This is a genomic window from Mucilaginibacter sp., assembly GCF_025359345.1.
GTDB lineage: Bacteria > Bacteroidota > Bacteroidia > Sphingobacteriales > Sphingobacteriaceae > Mucilaginibacter.
Map to the genome: position 1 here is coordinate 66,755 of NZ_JANYGQ010000005.1, position 25,358 is coordinate 92,112.

Consider the following 25,358-nt stretch of genomic DNA (forward strand, 5'->3'; position numbering starts at 1 on the left):
CCAAATTTTGGTTTGTACTTTTGTGGTACTCTAAAACGCTGCATCTAATTGATTTACAATGGTATAACACCATAAAAATCAATAAAAATAGAGGCGTTTTAGCGCTGTTTGATACGGTATTTGGAGTACCAAAAATGCTTCAAATCCAACTGTAAACAAATCGTGTCAAAAACAATTGAAGAAATGAAAGCAACAAACAAATTTGGAATCCACTTCAAAATCAGGAGTGAACGTGTTAAAGAAGGTAAAGCACCTGTCTTTGTAGGAATCGCTGTCGACGGCGACAAGGCCTATATGGCCTTAAAAAACTGTCAGGCCGAACTTATCCATTGGGATACCGCCAAAGGATGCGGAAAATCAACTACCAAACAAGGGCGGCAAATCAACAATTACCTGGATGAAATCCGGATAATCATAAAAAACCACTATAAAGAACTCGAATTGAGTGGCGCAAGGATAACTTTAGAGGCCATTAAAAACGCTTTCTTAGGAAATGTGGATGAAGATAAGCCCATCACATTTGCGCAGCTTATAGCTTACCACAATGAGCAAGGCGTAACATTACTCGCTGCCGGCACGATGCGACATTATTTGGTCACCCAGCGTTACCTGATCAAGTTCTTTCAACAAAAATTTAATAAACCCGATGTTAATCTAACAATTCTTGATTATAAATTCATTTCAGACTTTGAATTGTTTCTTTACAACCATAAGCCAAAAGACCATCAAAAACCGATGGACACCAATGGCGTACTAAAGCACATTGTCAGGCTAAAGAAAATGACTAACCTCGCCGTAAAATTAAAATGGCTTCCCTCCGACCCTTTCCAAGGCTTCAAAATGACAAAAAAACGGGTGGATAAGGACTTCCTTTCTGAATTTGAATTAAAGGCAATTGAAGAAAAGAAATTTGAGGTTGAGCGACTATCAATGGTTAGGGACCTTTTCGTTTTTGCCTGCTATACCGGTCTTTCATATGTGGATATGGCTAATTTGGAAAACAACCATATTGTAAAAGGAATTGATGGGGAGAATTGGATACACACGAACAGGCAAAAAACATCTATCCCGGTTAACACCCCAATTTTGCCCAAGGCACAAGCAATAATCAACCGATATCGTAATAATGTTCGGGCTGAAGAAAAAGGAACAGTGTTCCCAGTAATCTCAAACCAAAAAGTAAATAGCTATCTGAAAGAAATAGCAGACCTCTGCGGCGTGCGCAAAAACCTCACCTTCCATGTCGCACGTCATACTTTTGCTACAACAATAACCTTATCTAATGGTGTTCCAATCGAAACCGTCAGCCGGATGCTTGGGCACAATAAACTTTCTACGACACAAATTTATGCCCGTGTGCTGGAGAAAAAAGTTAGTGAAGACATGGCTGAATTAAGGAATAAGTTGAGTCACTGTATTTAAACATATGGATGTTATTAAATCAGCTCCAGTATACAAAATGACTGAAACTCCTCGTGTCGCTGGTTCCGCAATTGCAGCAACCTGAGACAGAAAAATGCGGGGACATTCCAGGATTGTCACTGCCCTAGTTTGTGCAAAGGTATTCGGTTGCAGCCTTGGTGCGGATATACAGCATCTGATGGATAAAACTTAAATCAGAATTAATCGTCTGCGGAAACAAGACAAATAATTATTGGCATTAAAACTCTTAAATTTAAAAATCATGAATAACGATCAAATCATCATATACCAGAATCCGGGAAATTCAACCAATATTGAAGTTCAATTAAAGGACGAATCTGTATGGTTAAATCAAAGGCAGATGTCCGAATTATTTCAAAAAGATTCGGATACAATCGGCTTGCATATCAGGAACATCTACAATGAAGGCGAATTAGAGGAAAAGTCAACTACCGAGGAATCCTCGGTAGTTCAGGAAGAAGGAAAAAGAAAAGTTACCAGAAAGGTAAAAAAATACAACCTCGACGTAATCATATCTGTCGGATACAGAGTAAAATCCCCGGGCGGCACAAAGTTTCGTATCTGGGCCAATAAAGTCCTGAAAGACTACCTGGTGAAGGGTTATGCCATTAACGAACAGAAATTAAAAGATCAGGCAGAAAAGTTCAATGAATTAAAACAAACGGTCACTCTTTTAAGCAATGTACTCAGAAATAAAGAACTGAGCTCCGAGGAAGCAACTGGCTTGTTAAATGTCATTACCGATTATAGCTATGCATTAGACATCCTGGACCAGTACGATCACCAGGCATTAGTGCTGGAAGGTACGACAGATCAACAGTTATTCGTGGCCACTTATGCCGAAGCAATGCAAGCCATTAAAGACCTGAAAGACAAATTCGGTGGCAGCACTTTATTTGGCAATGAAAAAGACGATTCTTTTAAAGGCTCAATTGGTACGATTTATCAATCGTTCAGCGGCGTAGAATTTTACCCGACAATTGAAGAAAAGGCTGCTAATCTTCTATATTTTGTTGTAAAAAACCATTCCTTTTCCGACGGAAATAAGCGCATTGCAGCTTACTTGTTCGTGTGGTTTCTGGAACGAAACCGGGTACTTTACAGAGTTGACGGAACAAAGCGCATTGCGGATAATGCGCTGGTAGCGCTTACGCTGATGATCGCTGAAAGTAAGCCCGAAGAAAAAGACATTATGGTAAAAGTGGTAGTCAATCTTATCAATTCAAAGAACTGATAAGCCATTACACAATATTATTTCTTCGTCGAGTTCACCAAAAAGCAAATTGAATGTTTTTCTGAAATCCTATACAATGTAGCCTGCAGCCACTCCAGTTTGAGGGGCCAGCAGGCCACTAGGAGATAGCCCCACAAGACAGCGGTAAAAATGTGGACCCTGACGATGTGGTGCCTCCAATCTGATATTTACCTATTGCGTGGTAAGCGAAAGTAACTTGGCTGGTAAACGCTATCATCCGTCACCTGCACCCGGTGATCCTGGATTATATCGTGGCCGGTAACCGCAAATATTTTGCACGGCTTATCAGGTCTAATAATTTTAATCGATTCCGATGATCGTGACTGTTCCCGTTGGGTTATTAGGGTCGGCCCATGCAACAGGAGTTAACGGCAGCACAAACCACCATCCACCGCCAAAGGGCATTACCGTTACGCCTGAAATATTTTGTCCCCATTGCTGTCCGGCTGATGTTAAACCGGTGACTGTTATTTGAAGGGGTATCATGAACTTGTACGGAATGAAAGAAACGATGTCCGGGCAATTTATAGCGGTGGCTATCTTTAATACACCAAAAGGTGCAATGGCAGGCCAGGTAAATTGGGTAAAAGTAAAAGGCCCGTAAGCGTTAACAACATTCACAGTTTGTGTTAGCAAGCCGGGATGTTGATTTGTTCCTGCTGTTAAAGTAATCACAGACCCGTTGGCTGGGCTATTCACCACTGTAGAGCCATTTGCATTTACCGTACCTACGCCATCATTAATTGTTACCAGCTGTGCCTGTGTATTCCAGGCTAGGGTAGCCTGGTTAGGCCCTGTCTGCGGTATTATCAGTTGCGGCGATATGGTAAAGCTGTTAAAGGTAACAGGCTCAAACGCCAGTACAATTGGCGGATTATTAGTTATAGTTACCGGGTAGTCATTTCCAAACCCCGTTACTGTAAGCGTACAGGGCAGGCTGGTAACGCCGATGGGGGGATCATATACCGCGGAGCCGGAAAGGTTTTGCAACGACGGTCCATTTGTTACTGCAGGAGTAAAATTTACACTCAAAGCGTTGGTGATCGCCCAATTGAACGTAATAGCATCGCCAACCCAAAGCCCTGAACCAGGAGTTGCACTAAGGGTAACTGTAACGTTGTTTATACTGATAACAGCGGTCGACGTGTTAAAATTTTCGTGGGTGCTGCCGTATGCATACAGCGTAAATGTTGTGGGCGCCGTTATGGGGCCAACCGAAACGCTTCCTTTGACATGTGTATTGCCGCCGGTATTTAAAGGCGGAATAGTTACCCCGCTATTGGCAATAATTGCAATGTTTTCGGTAAACTGGTTACAGGCCCAAACCAGGTTAACGGTGCCACCCAAATCAATATTCGTTTGTCCGTTTACGCCGAAGTTAATAACCTGTGCATTGGCCACAGATACCGCCCACTGTGCCGATAAAATAACCCCATCGCCATAGGCATATAAAGTATAAACCGTGGTAGAATTAGGCTTTACATTGAGCGAGCCTGACGATGCCAACTGCTTGTCGCTAATTGGGGTGATAACGCAATAAGTTATTTTTTCGCATTGCCAGCTAAGCGCGGTAAGTCCACCGGGGGTGATATTGGCAGGCTGCGAATTAAACGAAATAATACTGGCAACAGCAGCGTCGATATTTACATTCAGCGATTTTGGAAAACTGGTCGCGTCGCCAAAAGTAACCACTACGTCTACATCAGCCGAAGGTACAGCAGTGCTGTTTGTCAGCGTTACATTTTGAAGAGTAAACTGCCAAATATCGCCGGCGTTCATTTGAACATCATTGCCCGAAACTGCGGTAGCATCAAACTCTCCTGACGTGAACTGTGAGGCGCGGAAATTCCATAAGCTTGCTTGCGCAGCAACCGGCGTTATGCTGTTTAAACTATTCGCGGGGGCCAGCACGGGAGGAAGCGTAATCGCTATCTCATTTACAGATAAGCTGTCCTGACCGGTGTTTTCAACCGTTACCACCAGGTTGGCATAGCTGGATTGATCGGGGTTGGTTGAGATATAAACCGTGCCCGGATTGATGGTGATATTTAACGATGCATTGGTAGTTGTTGATTTGCTCATGGTGTATAAGGTTTTAAATTTTAGTTTTTTTGCTTTTCAATGCAGTAAACCATTCAGCATTTTCAGTCCATCATTTAGCTTTCCAAGCCCGCCATAGGGCGGAGGGTACAGGATAATTGTCCCTGTTTGATCATTAGGGTCCGCCCATTCGAACGTTACGGAGGGTCCCGTCACTGGCCAGGGCAAAACCAAAAAAAGGCATGGATCTTCGTCACAAGCGGCCATTGCCAGGTAACCAGGGGGAATAGTGCCCATAGCGATCACGCCCGTAAACGTTGCCAGGTACCCGCCGTCGAGTCCTTGTTTTAAATTAGCCATCGGCCCCGGATCTGGTATGCTGAATTGTAGTCCGGTAGGCCCTGCATTAAAAGCATTAAAAGTATAAGGGCCGTAGGTGTTGGCAATGGTGACCTGCTGCGTTTGCTGGTCGGGGTATTCATTTGACCCAATTGTTAAAGTATAAACTGTTCCGTTGGGTGGGTTATTTAATACAGCGCTGCTCACAGCCGATTGGGCGCCTAAACCGTTATCGATGGATACAGATTGAGCCTGCGTATCCCATTGTAAGGTACCTGAGCTGGACCCGGAGTCGGGGTTGATCACTGCCGGCGATATGGTAAAGCCGGTTAAAACTATAGGTTGGACGTTTAGCACAACCGGCAAGATTTGATTTAGGGCCGGTACGTTATTAATAAAGCCTGAAACGGTAAGTAGATAAGTTATTCCAGACGATGGATTCACAACCGCCGAACCTGAAAGGTTTTGCAGCGAGGGGCCGTTTGGAATTGCAGGTGATACACTTACTGCTGATGCGCTTTCAATATTCCATGTTAGCGTTACATTGTCACCGCCCCATACATCTGTAGTCGGACTGGAAGACATGGTATAAACCAAATCGTTTATAGTGATATTGGGATTTCGCAGATCAAAATTATCTTTCGTATTTCCGTATGCCGTAAACGTAAATATTACCGGCTCAACTATGGGCCCTACCGTTATCAATATTCATATCGACGCGCACCACAAGTTTAAAGCATTATGAAATCAAGACATCTCAATTCCGATGCGGATATAATACAATATTGTATTATATTTCAATTATTAGAATATTATAGTACTAAATTATAAACAAATTACTGATCGGGGCGACCATTTTTTTACCGTTGTAGCATCAAAAAACCCAAGCGCGCCTCTGTTAATATATACCCATCCACTGCCACGGGTAAACATTTTTCAAAAATTAAAAAATAACAGTCAGCTGACTAAACATAACCGATTGGATATCGGTAACTTTAATACATGGTTCTTTAGGAAAACATTTTAATTCAGAATGTAATCATTGTCAAAGCATCACCATACTTTAGTGAAAAATTTCTATGAAAAAAATAAGTAATGCTTGGTTTTTAGTGTTGGGTATATTAATATGCCATTTTGCAAAGGCACAAACATTGGCTGGTAAACCTTACCGGGACGCTCATCGGCCACAGGTACATTTTTCTCCTAAAGCGCATTGGACCAACGACCCAAACGGTATGGTATATTATAAAGGCACCTACCATTTGTTCTTTCAATATTATCCAAAAGATATTATTTGGGGGCCGATGCACTGGGGGCATGCCACAAGCAAGGATTTGATGCATTGGAAGGAATTGCCCATTGCGCTATACCCCGATAGTTTGGGTTACATCTTTTCGGGCAGCGCAGTAGTCGATTCCAATAATACCAGCGGGTTCGGCAAGGATGGTAAAGTTCCTTTAGTTGCCATTTTTACACACCACGACCCAAAAGGAGAGAAAGAAGGTAAAAATAATTTTCAAAATGAAAGTCTTGCCTATAGTTTAGACGAAGGCAATACATGGACAAAATACAACGGTAACCCGGTTTTGAAAAACCCTGGAATTAAGGACTTCCGCGACCCAAAAGTAACGTGGTATGGCAAAGAGAAAAAGTGGGTGATGACCTTGGCAACGCTCGATCATATCACATTCTATTCGTCTCCTAACCTGAAAGACTGGAAAAAAGAAAGTGAATTTGGTAAAGAAATTGGTGCCCACGGCGGAGTATGGGAATGCCCTGATTTGTTTCCGTTAAAATTAAATGGCAAAACTTATTGGGTATTGATAGTAAACCTTAATCCGGGCGGGCCTAATGGGGGATCGGCTACGCAATACTTTATCGGTGAATTTGATGGCAATAAGTTTACCACAATGGATAATGACATTCGCTGGGCTGATTACGGCCCCGATGAATATGCGGGCATTACGTGGAGCAATACCGGCAGCCGTAAAATATTTTTAGGCTGGATGAGCAATTGGCAATATGCCAACCAGGTACCCACTGAAAAATGGCGCAATGCAATGACCATCCCCAAAGAACTTGGGCTAAGACAGGTAGATGGTAAAATATTGTTAACATCTAATCCCGTGAGAGAGTTAGCGAACATTGAGCGCGCGCCTATGGATATAAATAATAGCCTGTTAACAGGAAAGAGCGCTAAACGTATCCCGGATCAATTCATCCTGAAATTCAATATCAACAAGATCAATGATTATTCGGTAATACTTTCAAATAATGTAGGGGAGAAATTGATTATCGGCTACGACAACACTAAAAAACAATATTATATAGACAGGGCAAAATCAGGAAAAATTGATTTCAATGCGGAATTTGCCAAAACAGCGTTTGCACCCCGGTTAACCAGCAATACATCGTCATCAAATATTGAATTGGTAATTGATGTATCATCAGTTGAATTGTTTGCAGACAATGGATTAACTGCGATGACGAGTATCTTTTTCCCGCACAAGACCTTTACTCAATTGCAGATCCAAAATAACAGGGGGGCGATTATTAGAAACTTGAAATTATTGCCATTAAAATCAATTTGGCAAAAGACAGGGCATTAATTTACCGCCGACAAATGAGCATTATTTTACCTGCACTAATTGTTTCAATATTTGAATTTTTGCATCATTCCTGTTGGTCGTAGCTGGGTGCTGATTTTTAAATACTTCCTTACACCATGCGATTATTTTATTGTCAGGGTATCGAATAGCCTGGCCATTTAACCATTTAATGGCTTCTTTTTTTCCGCTGAGTTTTTCTATCGCCAACGCTGTTACAAGATCGTTGGCAGGCAGAAAATTAATAACACCGTTCTCCATTTCAGGTTTAAAATCAATGATCTTATGTAAAAGCGCCGATGCCTCCTTATTCTTTCCCGTTTGCAGATAACAGCTATAGGTCATCCAATCTTCCAGGCGTTCGTCTGTATTTACGTCATATGGTTTGCCGGCACCTAAATTCTGCGGCCATTTTCTTGCAGCATCAATATAGGCTAATGCCGGGGTATATTTTTTGGCAGCCATATTATCAACTGCCAGCATTAATTGGGCCTGGTGATATAATTCGCGACCAATAGTTGCTCCCTCAAACGGCAGAATGTTAATATTAGCCAATAAATCAGCACATTCTTTATAGCGTTTATCCAGCAATAACACCTTCGCGTTAAGTATGCCTATTATATAATTATCGGGGTGACCGCGGTAAAAAGGTTGAATTACATTTAACGCATCCTGTACTTGCCGATGGGCTACATAGTATTCGCATAGTAGCTTGGTGTAACGCCATTCCACAGGCTCAAGGCTTACCGCCTTCTTGAGGTCGGTTAGTTCGGTAGCTCCCGTTACCGTAGCGGCGCGTGCAGCATAAAAGGGCGCGAATTGCGGTTCGTTTCCACATTCGGCAAATAGCTTTCTGCTTTCCTCAATTCGGTTCCTGTCGCGATATAAAAGCGCGAGGTAATATTTGGGTTTCCAGTTAGTACTTTGATTTTTAGCCCAAACCAACACGGCTTCGTCTTCAGATCTGAAAGGAAATACAAAAGCCGGTGATGCGTTATTCGCTTTATCTAAACCCGCCGAAAATGGTTTACCCTGTTTATCCTGTAAAAACGCCAGCCAATACTCTACCAAAGCATTTTGCGGGGCCATCTGCAAAACTTTCTCGCATTCGTCATAGCACCCGATATTGTAATAGCCCATGGCCAGTTCCAGGTAAGTTTCCACAGGAAGTTCGTCGCGGACCATTGAATTAAACCTGTTTTTGCTTTCTTCGGACGGATGCAGTAAATATTTTTCGAACTGTGCGAAATGGTTCAGCGGATCGAACGACAATATCGTATCCAGTACATTTTCTGCATCAGTCTTTTTGTTTTTATAACGATAAACAATCGCCTCGGTTTGCAAGGCTGCCACATCAAACCGGTTAAAATCAAGTGCTTTTGCGGCAAAATGGCTTGCCTTATCCCAGTTTTTTTCCTTTAAATACAGCCTGGCTAAGCCGTTGCAGGCGGCGCTCCTGTAATCCATTGATAAAGCGGCAATGTCAAACCCGTCCCTGGCATCGATAGTGTTACCCAACTGCGCGTTTACAACTCCATAATAATAGTTGGCGGCACCATCGTAAGTATTGATACTGAGCGCTTTTTTTGCCAGTTGCAATGCTTCATTGTAATTCATATTACGATATTTCAGTTCGGCCATTTTTATAATAGCAGGAAGGAAATCGGGATCTTTATCAAGGGCTGCCGTTAACTTAATTTCTGCCTGGGGATACATCTTTCCATCCGCAAGTTCCTGCCCCTGCACATATAAGCCATAAGCAGAGTTCCAGTTAAAATCTTTTGGCATATCAAGCGGGCGGCTTAAATTATATGCGTCCGGATCCGACTTATAAATTAGCTTGTCACCTCCTAACGTAATGACCAGGTTCCCGGGTGCTGTATTCATTTTAACAGAATCGATAAAAGTGTTAAGCGGCCTTAGTTCAACTTTTTTTGAATAGACTATTTTATCGCCCTGTTTTACCTCAAGCGTTTCGTCCAATTTCTGAACAGGGTTGAAATACACCTTTAACCAGCCGTTTTCATATCTTACATTTAAAGCGCCATAGTTATTGGCTTCAACAAACCCTTTTGTGTTTAACACCGGGTACCAATATTCGGTCCATGTATCGGTGGCGCCAGGTACAAAGCTTTTATGTTTAAAGGGGGTAAAGGTGCTTTTTTCGGCTGTTTGATTAAACAACCTGCCCGACTGGATCTCGGAATATTGCCCGTCGGTATCGGTTAACAGCTTTTCCCATATCATTCCCTGTTGCGACAGGCCCCAAATCCATATTTTTTTGCCCGCCTTATCTTCATGACCACCATACCGCGCCATGCCAAAATTGTCGTCGTGCCAGTAAGCCCCAAAAAAATCGGTGTACTTTCCAAAAACGTGGTACGATTTGTAGCCCCCGAAATCATTGTTTTTATACCACGAAACGTTTTTGCCATTTTGTTTATTGACAGGCCAATCGCCATGCTCTCCCTGGTGGCCCAGGAAGCCCGTTCCCGGGAAAATGTATTCTAAATTTCCGTCTACCTTTATACCGGTGTTCATCCAATGATAATATGGTTCTGCTACCACGTTTGAATTATACCAGAATGATTTGGTGGTAAAATAAGCCTTATCTGCAGGCAGATTTATTTCCATTGTCCAAGTCGTTCTGGTGAGTAAATCAAGAACTTTAATAATGCAGCTTACGCTCCCGTCGTCATTTTTACGGGTCAGATAGTCCACGGGAGTAACAGTATTTGGCGTATGTCCAATTATGCCATAGTTTGGCTCAATTCCGCCGCTTGTCCATGGTCCGCGCATCGCTATGTCGCGAAATTTGATAACGTGATTGTAATATATGAGCGATTTGCCAGTAGATTTTTCGATAGCCGACCATATTTTACCCCCTATCTGGGGCGTTATCATCAATTTAAGATACTTATTCTCCAGCTCAACCACTTTCCATTCTTTCTGAACCGGCTTATCGGTAAAACCATCATACCTGAAATAAGGATAAATATTGGTATTTACCGGTATCGGGTTAGGGTCTGAAAAAGGATAGGTGGTAAAACTTTTGTTATACTCCTTTATCACCGCACCTTCCTGCGCATAGGAATTTACCACAGCTGTTACCACCAGGGAAATGATCAGAAATACTTTTTTCATGCCAAAGAAATATTTAAAACGTATGTTAAAAATTTAAGGAGAGCTTATTTGTTTTAAGGTTTGAACTCAATTTATGGTCCTAACTATTACGAAAATAAGCTATACTTAAGCTCATACCAATTAAAGCATTAGCATTTGACCGCACAAACGTTTGCGTTATAACTATTTAACTGAAATGGGGTTTAAAAAAAAGGTACCGGCGATTTATGCGCCAGTAACCATTTACAAACTGCGGTGAGTGGCTGTGCTGTAAATAAGCGGGTTTTGCTCGTCGTTATTCAGCAAATCGCCAACTTTTAACTTTTCAATGGCCTCGTCGCTAAGGATGTTTTGTATGCCGTTAAATGTATTGCCATCGGGCATGTAAGCGCATGTCATAGCCCTGCGCGAGCCGGGCGTCATGTTTGCGTGGGCGCCGTGAATGGTAAGGCCGTTATGGAAAGAGCAACTTCCTGCTTTCATTGGAGCCGCAACCGATGGCGACGTTTTAAATGAGGGATAAAAATTAAATATTGAATCCATATTTCTGCCAATCCCGGGGTTTTCAAAACTGGTTTCCTTATGCGAACCCGGGATAAAGAAAAGGCAACCGTTCTCAAAAGTAGCATCATCCAGCGCTACCCATATCGACAAGGCCTTACGGTCGGAAAACGACCAGAACGGGGTATCAAGGTGCCACGATGTGGGGTTTGCCCATGGCTTTTTAAACAGGGCCTGGTCGTGCCAAATTCTTATCCCGTCAACCTGTGCCAGCGTAGCCGCCATCTCCCCTATTGCCGGGTTAAACATCAGTTCCTTAACTTTTTCGTTAGTCTGCCATAGGTTTATCAGCTGATCAAAAACCTTGGCCAGGTATTCCGAATCTTTATTGATCCCATCATCTTCGCCTATTTTGCCAGCCCTCCCGGGAATTTTCTGTCCGTTTCTTTCATCAACTGCAGTTGCTACCGCTTCGCGCCATAATTTAAGTTCGGCGCTGTTTAGGAAATCTTCAATAATTACATAGCCGTTTTCCTGGTAAAAATCAACCTGTGCTGGTGTTATCGTAGTATTCATAAATAAATTGGTTTGGTATAAATAATTGGTTAAAACAAACCTAAACAACCGGCGCCGTTTTTCACTTTAACAAAAACAGCAAATATTTATACTTTTTGATATTTGAGTTGATATATTTGACAGTATCATCGCAAATTTTGAAGCACATCTATAATTTGCAGCCAATTACCTTTAACCTATTTGACAAACCATTTTAAATTAATTACGCGTAAATGCAGAATTATCGCAAATACATTAATGTAGGCAATACCGAAAAGGAATGGGGCTTTTTTGTCACCACAGTTGGCTCTGCCAGGGTGCCTCCTAACAAAAACTATCCCAACAACCGTGAACACCCAATGGACCATTCTTTTACCTGGGACAAAGGAAGGATTTTGGACGGCTACTATATTGTATTTATCACCCGGGGCGAGGGCGTACTTGAATCAGCAAAAACCAAGGCCCGCACAATTAAGGCCGGCACCTGTTTTTTCCTGTTTCCCGGCGTTTGGCACCGGTATAAACCACACCCTCAATCGGGCTGGGAAGAATATTGGGTTGGCTTTAACGGTAGTTACCCCGACCAACTGATGAAAAACGGGACGTTTACTGCCGATAATCCGTTTATTGATGCAGGCATGAACGAGGAGTTGCTGCAACTGTTTCACACGCTTATAAAAACTGTTGCAGCAGCCGAACCGGGTTACCGGCAAATGATTACCGGTACTACCCTGCAGATATTGGGCCTGCTAAACGCGGTTTGTAAATACCATGCTTATGCCACTGACAACCAAAGCAAGCTGATTTCAAAAGCCAAGTTCCTGCTGCAGGAATCAATAGAAAAACCCGTTAACCTGGAAGAAATGGTAAAAGAACTGCCGATGGGCTATTCAAAATTCAGGAAAATCTTCAAACAAGTTACCGGTCTGTCACCCAATCAGTACCAGCTTGATTTACGGTTAGATAAAGCAAAAGAGTTACTTACATCAACCAACCTCACCATCAACGAAATTGCATGGCAAACCGGGTTTGACTCGATATTCTATTTCTCGCGTTTGTTTAAAAAGAAAAATGGTGTCCCTCCAAAAGAGTTCAGAAGGCTGAATACAACGTTTTTGTAAGAAACTATTTTGGCGGATCAAAAAGATCCCGCTTAATACCAGCGAAAAACCTGCAACTACAGTACGTTATGCAATAAAAATTGGAGAAAGCCTTTCATACGCTTATCTTTAAACATCATTGATACTTTGCGGGAGGCAGCAAATGACAGATTTCCGATTCATTCCTATCACGCCACATCCGCTGCTAAGCCCATACGTTGCAAAAATACACGTATTTGAAAGCAGCGGCCGTCTTCCCGCGGAGGATAGAAAACTGATCGTCCCAAATGCAAATTTCAAATTAACGCTTACTTATCGTAACGGTATCGTAGCCGGCATCGGCGACAAAACATTTATCCAGGGCGAAAATAAACTAAGCTTAACCGGCCTCATCGATTCGCCTGTTATGCTTGACGCCCAGCAAGATGCGCAGACCGGCACAATCATCATCGAATTCAATCCGCTTGGAGCGTATCGTTTTTTTCATTTATCATATGCCGAAGTTAAAAATCAAATTATTGAACTGCCGGAGCTGATCGGTAAATACGCAGAAGAACTTCAATCGCGGCTTGTTGATGCAAATTCAATAACGCTGAAATTGCAGCTCCTGCAAAACTTCCTGATCAAGCAACTGGAGAAAACCGTGGCCGACCCGATTTATGATTATTGCATCGATAGGATATCGGGCACCGCCGGCGTTCTGAGCGTTGCACAACTTGAAAAAGAAACCGGTTACAGCTCGCGCTGGCTCCATGCAAAATTTTCGGAACACCTGGGCACCGGGCCAAAAAACCTTTCGGAAATAGTCCGGTTCAAACAATTTTACGGGGCATTCTCGGCCGGGGCCAATTATCAGCGCCTAAAGGAGCATATTTACCATCATTATCACGACCAGTCTCATTTCATAAGGGCATTTAAAAGGTTCACCGGATCGACCCCAACCGATCTTCAAAACAGCATGAACGAACTCGCCACCAAACACTATACGAGCTGACTTCCGATTTGTACAATACCTGAAGTTGCAATCACCCCATCTTTGTTTTAAAAAATAAATAAGATGGAAAAGAACGATTTTAACAGCAGTATTTCTGCAAACATTAGTGCCGACGAGGCGACCAAAAAGATTAGCAATGTACCCGGCTGGTGGCGAATAACCTTTAGCGGAAGTTCCGAAAAACAAAATGATCAGTTTGTAGTAAAGATGGGCGGAGACTCATTCTTCGACTTTACCGTAGCAGAACTGATTCCCGGTGAAAGGGTTGTTTGGCTAATTACCGATTGTAATATGCCCTGGTATGCCAACAAAAAAGAATGGGCCGACACTAAAATAATTTTTGATGTTACTGAAACTGATGGTGTAACCACTGTGGACTTTACGCATGAAGGCCTTACGCCCGAAGTTGAGTGTTACAAAGACTGCGCACCAGGCTGGACCCACTGGATAAAAACAAGCTTATTGTCTTATTTTACTACAGGAGAAGGCGTTTTTCGTGCACCAACAATTTAATGCGAACAGAAAGGCTTAGCCCCCTATAGCAGGCAGCGTTTAGAAACTTTGAAGCTTAATAATACCCGCCCTTTTAAAATTTCAATGTTGCCGGCAAATATTTAGCTACAAGATCCTCGTAATAAGGTCGCAGCTTATTCCAGTCCGGAATTTCGGGACTTTTTGAATAAAGATCATAGGGATTGAACAGCGCAACCGATTTAAATAAACGGTGATCGTCCGCTGTCATCAGGTGGCTGTAAGCGTTTTCCCGGTGTTGTGGGTAAAATGAGTGGTAACGAAGCATATAAAGCGCCTCTTCCGGGAGATAAGGCTTCATCATGTGATAAATATACTCATCGTGCCCCCAGGTCATGTGCACATTATCCAAACCACAATTGGGTTCGTACACGCCATATTTGGTATTGAAGTGCGGATCGCAATGATCTGCGTTATCTGTAAAATATTCAGAGAAAACAATTTTCTCGGAAAAAGCGCAGCCCACAGGATAGCTGTCTCCTACTACTGCCCATTGCGGCTGACCAAACAGGCAAAGCACTTTCCCAAGGTCGTGGAACAAGCCGGTAAGCACCATCCAGTCGGGGCGACCATCAGCCCGGATAGCTTCGGAGGTTTGGAGCAGATGTTGAAACTGATCAAGGTCGGTATCAGGATCTGAATCGTCAACCAATTGATTTAAAAAATCAAACGCATCCCAAACCGACATCTCCTTTTTGTCGAATTTTAAATATTGCTCTTTTTTCTGCAGCACAAAATCATAGGTCTGGTTAATATGCTGTAAACGGTAAAATTCTCTAACGGTATCTTTGAGCGTAGCTTCATAGTTGCGATACGCCGCCGTATCCCGCCCAGCTGCTATAGCGTCCGCATCAGGATAACGGACTAACAGATCATCTTCCCATTCATCAACAGATGCCAACGGGTTTTGATCCTGTGCTTGTGTGATCTTGCTCATGATATTTAATAAATAGGATAATTGGTTTCGTAGTAAGCCTACTATCAAATTTCTTAATAAAAAGGAGCGTTTCTCATGGATTAGCCAGATTTATTTACGTAAACGTTTACATTTTAAATCAACAGGATTACGATATGCAGCATTGCTGTTAGACCAGGTGCAAATTAGATTGTCGCTAAGTCACGAAACGTTCCGATGGAACGTAAAACCTCTTCGTGAATTTTCTACCGACGAAGTGCTCCTATGGAGCACACTAGAGCTTCGTCCCTTAGGGACGTTTGGTCGGTAGAAAAATATTAATGAATTGATAGTGTGTTCCGTTAGGAACACCTGGTGATATGCGACAATTTTGATTTACCCATGTTAGCCATTCCAGGCTGGTCACGTCAAACTTGTTGAATCCCTTAAAATTAGCCGAGACGGCAAAACCAAATGCTGGTTTTCCAATTGGATGTATTTGTAGGTTAGGTATTCGATAAGCAGTTCCGCAGCCTTTTGGCCCATCTCAAACGCAGGTTGTTGAATAGTGGTCAATGCAGGATTGAGGATGCCGGCGGTAAGCTGGGTGGTAAAGCAGGCTATTTTTATATCGGCAGGAATTTTTAAGCCGAGCAGCTGACAAGCTGTATAGGCGTCAGTCGAAAGGTGCTCAACCGTCAATAAAAGCCCATCCGGCCGGGCCTTCAACAGGTGATCTCGGATCATAGCAATGTTATCGTCTGAATGTTCATTCGCGCAATGAATAATGTCCGGTAATCCAGGTTTGCTATGATTATCGATCAAGGCTTGCCGATAGCCCTCTTCCCTAGCAGAAAAGATTGAGACACCTCCCCGCACTGTTATCAACGAGATCTTTTTACAGCCATTATCCAGTAAATGGCAGGTCGCGTTATATGCGCTTTCGAAATCATCAGTTTTTACGCTTGCAGCGTTAATTTCTTTAAAATCGCGGTCAAAAAAAAGTATAGGAATACCTTTCCGTTTGAGGGCATTAAAATGATCGCCATTGCGCGTGTTACTTGCAACGGAAATTAAAACCCCATCAACACGGCCATTCGTCAATTCATTGATAACCGAGATTTCGCGCTCATAGCTATCGTGTGTCATGCAGATGAGTACCCGGTATTTTTTCTTGTCGGCCACACTTTCGATCCCATTGATAACCTGGGTAAAAAAACTATCCCCTATTTCAGGAACAACGATGGCCAGCGTGTAAGTTTTATGACTCCTGAGACTGCTGGCCTGGGTATTCACCACATAGTTTAAACGGGCCGCAGCTTCCTTAACCCTGGCTTTGGTTTGATCGCTAACCTCATAACTATCTTTAAGCGCCCTCGACACTGTAGCAATCGACAAGTTCAGCTCCTTCGCAAGCATTTTCATATTGATCTTGCGATCATTAGACTCATCGTTCATGTTCATCTTTTGTGGACGTAACTAAATAGAAGTTTATTTCGAGTGAAGCATATTGTGTATACTCCCCGGTTCGAACAAATCTTGAATATTTATATAACTAAACCAAAAAATACCGGGCTTTTTTGTTGAACGCCTGTTTCTGCCAGCGCGATCAGCTGTTAACCATGCGATTTAACAAAATCTCAAAATGTATCAAACGCCGTACTAAGTTATTTATAAAACGGTTCGGTTTTTACCCGGCGGGAATCAAAAGCGAACAGCGGGCTGTTCGCTTTTATTACATAACAAATTATATTTTTTATGTAATTTACTGGCAATCAAACAAGTGTGCAACTTGGAACGATAATTGAAAATATTGAACATAATTGAGATCTTATTTTTTTCATATCAGCCTGTTTGACCTGGCCTCGGTGGGAACCCTGTTCGCGGGGCTTACGCTTGCGCTGCTTTTAGGATTCGCAAAAAGGGTTGGCCAAACAGCGAACCTGTTTTTAAGTTCAGCCCTGGTCGTAATCGCATTGAAGACTGGAGGGCTCACCACGTTTTTTTTACCAGCACTGGGACCGCTGTTGTATTTTTATGTACGGCAGCTAACATGCCCCGACCGGCAATTCCGCCCGAAAGATATGCTGCATTTCTCCTTCCTGTTTATTGGATATTGGATGCCGGCCTGGCTGGTTATGATTTCGGTTATCATCTACCTGTACCTGTCGTACCGGCTTATAGAGAATTTTTATAACCGCCTGCGACCGATACTGATGGACAGGCCGCGTTTTGCTTTCAGGCGTCTGGAAAGGGCGTTAGTTTTGCTCGGCTTGCTTTGCGCGTTATCGGCGTTTAGCGATACTTTTAGTTTGGCAGTTGCTTTTGTACTGATTGGAATGGCTGCGGAAGCGATACTCAAATTGGATGCCGGTTCGCAACTGGCAATGCCAATAACCAGCAGATCGGATGCAAGAGAAAAAAGCCGGAGACTAAAGGAAGCCGTGGCGGCAAACCGCCTCTACGAGGATGCCGAACTGACATTGACCACATTGGCGGTGAAACTGCAAATTCATCCGCATGATTTGTCGCGGATCATTAATATGGGGCTGGAAAAGAACTTCAGCGATTTTATTAATGAATTCCGGGTTCGTGAAATTGCCCGGAAAATGCAGGACCCAGCTTACGACCAGCTCACACTGCTGGGTATCGCCTATGAATCGGGGTTTAATTCTAAAACCACTTTTAACCGGGTTTTTAAAGAGATGCCCGGTAAAACACCGGTGGAATATAAAAACAGCTTGAAAAAAGAGGTGCCAATTGATAAGTTGGCACCCCGGTTACTAATACGGCCGGTAATATTGCGTTCGGAAAGCCCGCCAAATTGGGCTCCCGGAACATTAAAACGCAATATCATGATTAGAAATTACCTTAAGATCGCATACCGCCAGCTGCTCAGACAAAAGATGTATGCAGCGATCAAGATCGGCGGATTTGCCCTGGGCATCGCTGCCTGTTTGTTGATAGGATTGTATATCCGCGATGAAACAAATTTCGATCGCACGTACCCGGATGCGGACCGAATTTACCGTGTTGCAGGCGATGGCAACTGGGACAGAGGTTTCGACTGGCCGGCGCCAATGGCCAAAGCAATTAAGAATGATTTCCCCGAAGTAGTACACTCGGGGCGTATAAACGCCGCTGGCAACCTGGAGCTGCGCCGCGCCGACCAGGCGCAAAACACTTTCGAGCAAGGCTTTGTTTATGCTGATCAATCGTTCCTCGATGCTTTGCAATTACCAATGGTATTCGGTAGCGGGAAAACGGCTTTAAAAGAGCCGTTAACCATGGTGATCACCAAAACAATGGCCGATAAGTACTATCATGGCCAGAACCCGGTGGGCCAGGTGATGTACCTTGATAATGATAAGGCTCACCCACATCGTATCAGCGCTGTGATGGCCGACATTCCTACGACCTCGCATTTACACCAGTTCAATTTTTTCCTGACCCTGGCCGGGATGGAATTTGGCAGCGGCGAGCAAAATAACTGGGGTTGGTACAACTACCGTATTTACGTTAAACTAAAAGCCGGCGTAAATGCGGCAGCATTTGAGAAAAAACTTACCGCTGACCTTGTAAAGAATTATTTACTGCCTGAATCGCTCAGGGAGGGTAGAAAAGACGCCGAAAAAGAGGTTAAAGGAATTTCCCTGCACCTGCAACCGGTAACAGACGTTAATCTTTATTCGTACGATTTGCCGGATGGATTTCCGCACGGCGATATCCGTTTTATCTGGCTGTTTGGGGCAATCGCCCTATTTATTTTGGTAATTGCCTGTATCAATTTTATCAATCTATCTACAGCCAAATCGGCTAACCGGGCTAAGGAAGTCGGCCTGAGAAAAGTGGTTGGGTCGTCCCGCGGCAGCCTTATTAACCAGTTTCTGACAGAATCCATGGTTTACAGCCTTATTTCGTTTGTACTGGGGTTGTTCATCGCCTGGCTCGTATTACCTTATTTCAATACGCTCGCCTCAAAATCGCTAATAATGCCCTGGGGCGAGTGGTGGCTGGTGCCTTGTGTCCTGGTTTCGGCTGTGATAGTTGGTACATTTGCCGGGATATATCCCGCGCTTTATCTGTCGTCCTTCAGACCGGCACAGGTTCTTAAAGGATCGATAGCAAATGGCAGTAAAAGCCCATTGCTGCGCAACGGCCTGGTAGTCTTCCAGTTTGCGACGTCTATTATATTGATCATCAGCACGATAGTTATTTACACCCAAACACACTTTATCCTGAACCGTAAACCAGGTTTTGATAAAGACCAGGTAATGGTGTTGCAAGGCACAAATACACTTGGCGATGCTAATATAAAGACCCTTAAAAACGAACTGTCTAAGATGGCGTCGATCAAAAGCGTTTCCATCAGCGACTATCTGCCGATAGAAAACAGCAAACGTAATCAGAATGCTTTCTTTAACGAGGGGCGTGAAAAACTGGATGCCAGTGTAGGCGGTCAAATATGGCAGGTTGACGACACCTACCTGAAAACTCTGGGCATCAAAATGGTTGAAGGCCGGAATTTTTCGTACGACCGGGCTGACGACACGGCGGGGAAAACAGTTGTCATTAATCAATTGATGGCCAAACAACTGAACCTGGTAAACCCAGTGGGCAAACGCATCAGCAATGGTAATACCTTTACAGTTATCGGGGTGGTGCAGGATTTCAACTTTAATTCCATGCGCGGCGATATCGATCCGCTGGTATTTCACTTTGGTATAAGCCCATCGATGATGACTGTAAAGTTCAGTGGGTCGAATGTGCAAAATATCGTTGTGGGCGTTTCGGCCGTTTGGAAAAGGTTCTCGCCCAATCAACCGATACGTTACGATTTCCTGGATGAGCAATTTGCCGGCATGTATGCCGATGTATTACGCACGGGAAACATCTTTACCACCTTCGCAGTGCTGGCCATAATTATCGCCTGTTTGGGACTTTTCGCGCTTTCAGCGTTCATGGCCGAGCAACGCAGCAAGGAGATCGGTATTCGCAAGGTATTAGGCGCCAGTGTGCAGGGCATAACCACATTGCTGTCGGTAGATTTTGTAAAGCTGGTGTTGCTGGCTATTCTTATTGCATCGCCCGTTGCCTGGTGGGGCATGCAAAAGTGGCTCCAGGATTTCGCTTCTTCTTATAGAATTTCTATCAGTTGGTGGATGTTTGCAGCAGCCGGACTGGGCGCTATTTTGATAGCACTTATAACGGTGAGCTTTCAGTCGGTTAGGGCTGCATTGGCTAACCCGGTCAAGAGCCTTCGCTCAGAGTAGTGTTTGAACCCGACGGCTTCAACGAAAAAAGCCTTCAGATTGATTTCTGGAGGCTTTATTGTTTTTAATAGTCATACCACACGATTGTTCGAAGCTGGGAGACTTCGGACGGCGGAGAAAACAATTTTGAATTCAATTGGTTTAGTTTAACAACTACCTCATTAAAATGGATTTTAACCATCATGTTAAGTTTGTGATTGACCTTACAACTTGCCCGGTTCATAATCAAAAAGCGGTAATTGGGATTAGCAGTAATAATATAACATTCAAATGTTGTTGTGCTGATTTTGAAATTACCTGTTTGCAAACCCTAATTAAGTTATTTGAATCGGATAGTGAACACATGAAGAAGTACGGTAAGAAGGGAAAATATCCTGTTTAGCAATATTTTGTTCCTTTTCTATTTCCCTTATTTATGTTTTCATCAATAGAAATTTCAGATGAAATGGCGGAATTCACCGAATTTGAAATATTTAAGGCCCACTGTTCCAGCTGTCTGTAGTTTACAACTACATAAAATCGAACAAACTGGCTATATCGACATTCTGATTCCAGGTAGGCATAGTTGGCAGCGCCGGAATATCATAATCTTCGCCTAAGTAAACCAAACCAGCCACAACCGGATTTTGAGGAATGTAATCTATCCGCAAAAACAGACTGCATCAAGGACATGAACAAGTCAAAGAAAAGAGAGCTGCGTATTATTTATGATATAGCCTCTTTTTGTTTAATATGCAATCTTACAGCAATGCTGATATCAAGTCTTATTGAAAGAAATGTCAAACTAAATTTGTGTGCTGACAACCCTCAATATATCATTGGGTATATTTTATTTCCAGGTTGGCAAAGTCATTCGTCAATCCATCGGAATACAAGCCGAATAGGCCATCCTGCCGGTCACTAAGCATGGTCACGGTTAGTGACGGAGTTGCCGAGTGGTTTACGTATACAGTTAGCTGCTTTCCCTTGATCGCTATGGTTGCATGGAACCAGTCGTCCATTTCGGGCACCGGGGTTACTTTGTTTTCATATACGCCGGGGTGTTCTTTCCGCAGGCGCGAAAAATCGTTGTCGGGTATATGCATATAAGCAACCGACCATTTATGCCTGCTGGTATCAGCGTGCTTAAAATTAAACGGGCGGAAGTAAAGTATGTCGCAGGTAGTAGTGTCGGTTCCATGGAAGGCTATACCCAGGAAGCTTTGCAGGAAAATATTTTTTCCGCGTAAGTCGATATCGATGGTACCTTGTTTGAAATCGATCCCTTTGATCCAAACAATCCCTTTGGTGGTGATAGCCCCCTTTTTATTGTCCTCCAGTATTTTAGTTTGATGTGACGGGACAGTTACTATCCTGTCATCTTTTAATAATTGTTGCAGGTTATATTTTTGTACCTGGGCATCTGCCGTTAATACGGTGATGGAAGTAAGTACAAACAAAAGCGTTAAAAGTAACTGCGTCTTTTTTTTCATACCCGAATTTTTAGACGAAGATACCTGTTGCCATTTGTTTATGCTATTCAATCACATTCAAGTTCATGTCAAGTTGCAGATATAGGTAACAGATAGCCTATGATCAGGCATAAATTTTTAACTACGGCAGTAACTTTTCCAGTTTATCATCTAATTCTTTTCCACGCAGATTCCTGGCTATAATAATTCCGTTCTCATCAATCAGGAAATTGTTTGGTATCGCGTTGACGCCGTATATCAATGTGGCCTGGTTTTTATCGCCGCGCAAGTCACTAACATTCTCCCAGGTCAACTGATCCTTTTTTACAGCAGCTAACCATTGGCTTTTACTTTCATCCATCGACACACCAAGGATAGCAAAGCCTTTGGCCTTAAAGCGGGCGTACGTTAGCGCCAGGTTGGGGTTTTCTTCACGGCAGGGCCCGCACCAGGAAGCCCAGAAATCGAGTAATACATATTTGCCTTTCACCTGTGATAGCTTAACTGCCTTTCCTGCCGTATTCATTTGTTCGAAATCGGCGTAATGATCCCCCACCTTCAGGTCCCTGTTTAACAGCAGGTAATCATTAATCTCGTGGCCATAGCGGGTGGCCTTCATTTCCGGTGCCAGGTTTTGATAAAGCGCCCGGGTAGTTTCCTTCCCCCAGGTGGTGGCATAAATGTTCAGCATATTAACTGCAACAAGGGAACCTGGATTTTTTCGCACCCAGTCCTTTTCTACTTCTTTTCCCTGGTCTTCGAAAGATTTGATCCGGGATAGCAAGGTTTTTCTTAGGGTACTGTCTTTTGTCTTAGCGAAGATCCGTTCAAGGCTGTCTGCTGCTTCACCGTAGGGTTTTCGCAACCGGTCCAGCCGCCTGTCTTCATCTTCGGTGGCCGAGCCGCTGATAAACCCTTTTTTGAATTCGCCAGCCTTGACGGTTATGCTTATAATGGTATTCTCTAGCCAAAAATGTACATAGTTGGTATATTTCGTAGTATGCAGGTATACCGGCGCCGCCTTTTCGGTAATACGGCCGGTCATGCTGAATTTGCCTCCCAATACCCGGCAGGAGTCTATTTCTTTGTCCGGTGTAGCCGTGCGCAGATAAAGCCAGGTGCTGTCGGGTAAGCCGGTAACCGTTCCGTTGATCCGGTAGCCGGGTTCAGGCAGGGTAAACGCAAAGGCGGATAAGATACAGGCAGCCAAAAGGAAAGTAATATGTTTCATTGTTTCGGTTGGATGATTTGTTTCAAAATTACATGGCAGAACCATAGCATTTTTGATAATTAGACCGGGTGGCCTATATTTTCGACGGGGCATGCATCCGGAGTTTTAGTCGAAAAAATGAGGGTCTTGGTCGAAAAAGGGAACGCGACCATTCCCGGCTTGGCGGATATTACTTATTTTGCACCATGAAGGCGAGCCACTTTACTATTAACCGGAAATATTTCCGGATGGAATTCGGCTTTATTTTTTTTCTTTCGTTCGCCATAACCCTCATCAGCGACCTGGAATACAGCGCCTACGTACAACATAATATTTCCAAATTTAGTGACGACTTTGGCTACAGGGTGGTGACTGAATCACTGGCATTGATCTGTTACGGGATATATTACTGGGGGTTTTTAAAAGTTTACGTGTTCAGGCGCAGTTTATTGGGGGTTATCCTCTGCAGCCTCGCTTTTGTTATCCTCGACCATATATTTGATAAATATGTCACCAATTGGATACTGGCCCATACCGACTTTATTTCACAGGCATTCCGCAAACGTGCGCTGGATGAACTGAGCGATCCGCGGATAGTTTTTACTTTCAATTACGCGCTGATCTCGGCCATTTTCCCGCTGACCGGACTGGCTTTCGTGGTGCGGTCCTTCAGCCAGGATAATGAGCTGAAAACGCTTAAGGAACAGCAACTGGTTTCGGAGCTTAACTACCTCAAGGCCCAGCTCCACCCGCATTTCTTTTTCAATACCATCAATAACATTTATGGGCTGGCACTTAAACAATCCACTGACACCGCACCAATGGTGGCCCGCCTGGGTGAAATGATGAGGTATATCCTTTACGAGGCCGACCAGGAAACGGTGCCCCTATCCCGCGAAATTGCTTTTTTATCGGGTTATATCGAAGTGGAGAAAATACGCCACCAGAAGGGCACAAATATCCAATTTGATGTGCAGGGCATCCTGCCGGAATATCGTATTGAGCCGTTGTTATTACTTCCATTTATTGAGAATGCATTTAAGCACGGCCTGGAAGAGGAAACCGGGAACGGATTTGTGCATATTGTGATCTGCCAGACAGATGAAGACCTCACGCTCCAGGTAAGCAACAGCATCCCCGAAACTGCAAAGGGAAAGGCAGTAGCGGGAATAGGCATTAAGAATGTGCGTAAACGACTGGATATTTTATACCCGGGCGGTTATCGGCTGGAAATGAACGATGCACCCGGCACTTATGAGGTAACTTTAATCCTGCCCAACATATGATTAAATGTATCATTATTGACGACGAGCCACTGGCGCTTGAGGTACTGGAGCATTTCATCAACCGCACGCCACAATTGGAATTAGTGGCCAAATGTGCTAATGCTATTGAGGCTTTTAAGGCGCTGCATGACCAGCAGGTTGACCTGATGTTCCTGGATATTAAAATGCCCGGCATTAGCGGACTGGATTTTGTCGCTTCCCTGAAAAACCCGCCTGCTATTATATTTACGACCGCCTTTGCAGAACATGCCGTTAAAGGTTTCGAACTGGATGCCGTGGATTACCTGCTTAAACCCATTACCTACGAACGGTTTGAGAAAAGCATTAATAAAATGCTGAAGGTATGGCAACCCGAAAAGGAAGCGCCTAAAGACTACACCTACTTTAAGGTATCGGGGCGGTTAGTCAAAATTCAGCATGCAGAGCTGCTGTATGCGCAGTCGGTTAAGGATTATATTTTAATATGTACCAAAACCGGCAACCACCTGGTGCATATGACTATGAAATATTTAAGTGAACTGATGCCTTCGCCGGCATTTCTGCGGGTGCACCGCTCCTACCTGGTTAACCGTTCGCTGATTAACCTGGTGGATAAAAACAGCATACTGGTTGGTAATGAACGGATACCTGTTGGTGAAAACTATAGGGATAATTTGGAAAAGATTGGATGATTGTGCGGTTTGAATGGTGTAGGCAAAGATGCAAGCATAGTGGTTCTTAGTCCGGAAACTTTGAACAGCTGATAAGATTGTTGTT

The 25,358-nt window shown here is 43.5% G+C and carries 17 protein-coding genes; 9 read left to right on the forward strand and 8 right to left on the reverse strand.

Translation table 11 applies throughout. The features are described from left to right. Positions 1 to 183: 183 nt before the first annotated feature. Both Q0R52_RS02225 and Q0R52_RS02230 read left to right on the forward strand, forming a co-directional pair. Positions 184 to 1,422, forward strand: a complete 1,239-nt coding sequence (locus Q0R52_RS02225; RefSeq protein WP_295791678.1) for a site-specific integrase — start codon at positions 184 to 186, stop codon at positions 1,420 to 1,422. 262 nt (positions 1,423 to 1,684) lie between these two features. Next, complete coding sequence (locus tag Q0R52_RS02230; protein WP_295791680.1) at positions 1,685 to 2,677, forward strand: virulence protein RhuM/Fic/DOC family protein; 993 nt, start codon at positions 1,685 to 1,687, stop codon at positions 2,675 to 2,677. Positions 2,678 to 2,998: 321 nt separating this feature from the next. Here the strand turns inward: Q0R52_RS02230 and Q0R52_RS02235 are convergent, their stop codons facing one another. Continuing rightward, complete coding sequence (locus Q0R52_RS02235; protein ID WP_295791682.1) at positions 2,999 to 4,780, reverse strand: hypothetical protein; 1,782 nt, start codon at positions 4,778 to 4,780, stop codon at positions 2,999 to 3,001. 36 nt (positions 4,781 to 4,816) lie between these two features. Continuing rightward, the gene (locus Q0R52_RS02240) at positions 4,817 to 5,782 is read right to left on the reverse strand and encodes a hypothetical protein (protein ID WP_295791683.1); all 966 of its coding nucleotides are present in this window, start codon (positions 5,780 to 5,782) and stop codon (positions 4,817 to 4,819) included. A gap of 374 nt (positions 5,783 to 6,156) precedes the next feature. On the opposite strand from Q0R52_RS02240, the gene Q0R52_RS02245 reads away from it, so the two are divergent. After that, positions 6,157 to 7,686 carry a glycoside hydrolase family 32 protein gene (locus Q0R52_RS02245; protein ID WP_295791685.1) on the forward strand — a complete coding sequence of 510 codons (1,530 nt, stop codon included), beginning with the start codon at positions 6,157 to 6,159 and terminating at the stop codon, positions 7,684 to 7,686. 21 nt (positions 7,687 to 7,707) lie between these two features. On the opposite strand, the gene Q0R52_RS02250 is transcribed toward Q0R52_RS02245, so the two are convergent. Together Q0R52_RS02250 and Q0R52_RS02255 are read right to left on the reverse strand one after the other, a co-directional pair. After that, positions 7,708 to 10,827 carry a DUF5107 domain-containing protein gene (locus Q0R52_RS02250; RefSeq protein ID WP_295791687.1) on the reverse strand — a complete coding sequence of 1,040 codons (3,120 nt, stop codon included), beginning with the start codon at positions 10,825 to 10,827 and terminating at the stop codon, positions 7,708 to 7,710. Between the two features lie 222 nt (positions 10,828 to 11,049). Further along, a complete protein-coding gene (locus Q0R52_RS02255; protein ID WP_295791689.1) occupies positions 11,050 to 11,883 on the reverse strand; it encodes a phytanoyl-CoA dioxygenase family protein in 834 nt (277 codons plus the stop codon). A gap of 212 nt (positions 11,884 to 12,095) precedes the next feature. Here Q0R52_RS02255 and Q0R52_RS02260 point away from each other — a divergent pair, with 212 nt between their 5' ends. The 3 genes from Q0R52_RS02260 to Q0R52_RS02270 all read left to right on the forward strand — a co-directional run bounded on the left by Q0R52_RS02260 (position 12,096) and on the right by Q0R52_RS02270 (position 14,469). Continuing rightward, a complete protein-coding gene (locus Q0R52_RS02260; RefSeq protein ID WP_295791690.1) occupies positions 12,096 to 12,983 on the forward strand; it encodes an AraC family transcriptional regulator in 888 nt (295 codons plus the stop codon). A 142-nt stretch (positions 12,984 to 13,125) separates the two neighbouring features. After that, on the forward strand, positions 13,126 to 13,956 hold the full coding sequence (locus Q0R52_RS02265) for an AraC family transcriptional regulator (protein WP_295791692.1): 831 nt from the start codon (positions 13,126 to 13,128) through the stop codon (positions 13,954 to 13,956). A gap of 63 nt (positions 13,957 to 14,019) precedes the next feature. After that, positions 14,020 to 14,469 (forward strand): SRPBCC domain-containing protein, encoded by a 450-nt coding sequence (locus Q0R52_RS02270; protein WP_295791695.1) that lies wholly within the window; start codon positions 14,020 to 14,022, stop codon positions 14,467 to 14,469. Positions 14,470 to 14,542: 73 nt separating this feature from the next. On the opposite strand, the gene Q0R52_RS02275 is transcribed toward Q0R52_RS02270, so the two are convergent. Together Q0R52_RS02275 and Q0R52_RS02280 are read right to left on the reverse strand one after the other, a co-directional pair. Beyond that, entirely contained in the window at positions 14,543 to 15,424 is an 882-nt protein-coding gene (locus tag Q0R52_RS02275; RefSeq protein WP_295791697.1) for an inositol oxygenase family protein, read from the reverse strand. Positions 15,425 to 15,805: 381 nt separating this feature from the next. Beyond that, positions 15,806 to 16,840, reverse strand: coding sequence for a LacI family DNA-binding transcriptional regulator (locus tag Q0R52_RS02280; RefSeq protein ID WP_295791699.1), 1,035 nt, complete (start codon positions 16,838 to 16,840; stop codon positions 15,806 to 15,808). Between the two features lie 365 nt (positions 16,841 to 17,205). On the opposite strand from Q0R52_RS02280, the gene Q0R52_RS02285 reads away from it, so the two are divergent. Next, positions 17,206 to 20,655 carry an ABC transporter permease gene (locus Q0R52_RS02285; protein WP_295791702.1) on the forward strand — a complete coding sequence of 1,150 codons (3,450 nt, stop codon included), beginning with the start codon at positions 17,206 to 17,208 and terminating at the stop codon, positions 20,653 to 20,655. Positions 20,656 to 21,470: 815 nt separating this feature from the next. On the opposite strand, the gene Q0R52_RS02290 is transcribed toward Q0R52_RS02285, so the two are convergent. Together Q0R52_RS02290 and Q0R52_RS02295 are read right to left on the reverse strand one after the other, a co-directional pair. After that, positions 21,471 to 22,127, reverse strand: a complete 657-nt coding sequence (locus Q0R52_RS02290; RefSeq protein ID WP_295791704.1) for a hypothetical protein — start codon at positions 22,125 to 22,127, stop codon at positions 21,471 to 21,473. Positions 22,128 to 22,248: 121 nt separating this feature from the next. Then, complete coding sequence (locus Q0R52_RS02295) at positions 22,249 to 23,337, reverse strand: TlpA disulfide reductase family protein (protein ID WP_295791706.1); 1,089 nt, start codon at positions 23,335 to 23,337, stop codon at positions 22,249 to 22,251. A gap of 227 nt (positions 23,338 to 23,564) precedes the next feature. On the opposite strand from Q0R52_RS02295, the gene Q0R52_RS02300 reads away from it, so the two are divergent. Both Q0R52_RS02300 and Q0R52_RS02305 read left to right on the forward strand, forming a co-directional pair. Beyond that, positions 23,565 to 24,602: a histidine kinase gene (locus Q0R52_RS02300; RefSeq protein ID WP_295791708.1), complete on the forward strand. Its 1,038-nt coding sequence runs from the start codon at positions 23,565 to 23,567 to the stop codon at positions 24,600 to 24,602. After that, positions 24,599 to 25,273 (forward strand): response regulator, encoded by a 675-nt coding sequence (locus Q0R52_RS02305; protein ID WP_295791710.1) that lies wholly within the window; start codon positions 24,599 to 24,601, stop codon positions 25,271 to 25,273. Before Q0R52_RS02300 ends, Q0R52_RS02305 begins: the two co-directional genes overlap by 4 nt. Positions 25,274 to 25,358 lie beyond the last annotated feature (85 nt).